Origin of the sequence: Lentimicrobium sp. L6 (genome assembly GCF_013166655.1) — a bacterium.
Lineage (GTDB): Bacteria > Bacteroidota > Bacteroidia > Bacteroidales > UBA12170 > UBA12170.
In genome coordinates, this window is record NZ_JABKCA010000163.1 from 1 (window position 1) to 1,660 (window position 1,660).

1 protein-coding gene and 1 tRNA gene are annotated in these 1,660 nt (G+C 35.5%); both read left to right on the forward strand.

Annotated elements, in window-relative coordinates:
• The first annotated feature begins 171 nt into the window (after window positions 1-171).
• Window positions 172-684, forward strand: a complete 513-nt coding sequence (locus HNS38_RS19985) for a ferritin (RefSeq protein WP_172347000.1) — start codon at window positions 172-174, stop codon at window positions 682-684.
• A 71-nt stretch (window positions 685-755) separates the two neighbouring features.
• Window positions 756-828, forward strand: a tRNA-Gln gene (locus HNS38_RS19990).
• Window positions 829-1,660: the final 832 nt, after the last annotated feature.

The following is a 1,660-nucleotide window of genomic DNA, read 5'->3' on the forward strand; positions in this document are numbered from 1 at the left end:
AACTATGAAAAGGCTAAAAACCATTGCTCCCCATAATTTTTAATGTGACCCAAAATAATTCTCTGCATATGAGAGATTGAACATATTTCTCGTACAATCAGATATTCATTGGTATAATTCCTTATTTTTGCAAGACAAGAATTTTTATGTACGAAGAATAAAAAAAAAGATATGAATCAGAAAGTAGCAGATGCCATTAATGCACAAATTAAAGCAGAAGAGGAATCTTCAAGATTATATTTTGCGATGGCCAATTGGTGTGATATGAATGGATTCCCAGGCAGTTCGGCTTATCTATATGCCCATGCCGATGAGGAAAGAATGCATATGGTTAAGTTAGTGAATTATCTTAACGAAAGAGGTTCACATGCCAAAACACAAGCTTTAGAAGAACCACAAAATAACTGGGATTCTATTCAAGATGTATTCAAAGGAGTGTTAAGTCATGAAGAAATGGTTACTAGCCTTATCAATAATCTCTTTGAAGTATGTATGAATGAAAAAGATTATTTGACTTCAAATTTCCTACAATGGTATATTCAGGAACAGGTGGAAGAAGAAGCTAGCGCACGTACCGTCCTCGATAAGTTGGAGTTAGCAGGCAGCTCTCAGGGTGGAATGTTTCACTTCGATAAGGAAATGGAAGCCATGGCTGCAGCCGCTGCCACTGCGGGAAACGCCTAAATATTAAAAATATTTTCATCTTTGTTTTGTGGTTTACAAAAAAGTACTATTTTTGCACCGCAATAAGCAATTGACCCATGGTGTAACTGGCAACACGTTTGATTTTGGTTCAAAAGAGTCCAGGTTCGAGCCCTGGTGGGTCAACGCCTTAAAGGAAGAAAAAAAGGAAAAGAAAGCTGCAATTGAAATTTCAATTGTAGCTTTTTTTCGGCCTATACCATCCCTTCTGTCCTCAGTAAAATCACCTAGTTGAAACCTCCAGATCATTAAGTCTTTAGCACGAGTTCTGATCCGATGAGCTTACTGTATCTTTGCCTTAAACAATTTAGATAAACAATGAGAATATTTAAAGGTGTAAAAACTGAGTTTTATTTGTTTATTGTTCTAATAGTCATCATGATGGTAGTGTTAGAACACATGATATAAAAGACACAAATATTGATTTTTCATAATAATTAGGTTTTGGTTAATTCTGTTAGAGTCTCAGTTCCCCGCTGAGACTCTTTCAATTTTATAAAGGGTGTAACGGATCAACATGTTTTTCTTGGGGATGGACAAACTGTCATTTTTCTCTTGTTTATTTAGGAAGCTTTTATTAATAAATATATTACTCAAATGGTTCATTTAATCTGAAAAAGCTTGCTCATATATTTCTTCAACACTTTCTGAAAAAGCGTTACAAAATCTACCTGGCTTTCGCAGTTAGACAGGCTTCCGCTATATATCAAAGACTACTTCACAAATGCCTTTCCGGAAAACAATAAATGATGACGATTGCATGTCAGCATAAACTCCTCCTTATAGTGACATTCCTGCGGAAGTCTTTATAAACTTTGCATAGCATCAGGTGTGCTTTCATTAGAATGGTTATTGTCTGATACACAAATTATTATATATACTATTTAACTTATTTCGGAGACCGCGGGAAGGCCTCTCCCAAACAGAAAGCGGCTTTAGAGGTGAATTTCAGAATATT

Coding starts and splice junctions, on each gene's coding strand:
- HNS38_RS19985 (WP_172347000.1), top strand. CDS start 172: ATGAATCAGAAAGTAGCAGATGCCATTAATGCACAAATTAAAGCAGAA.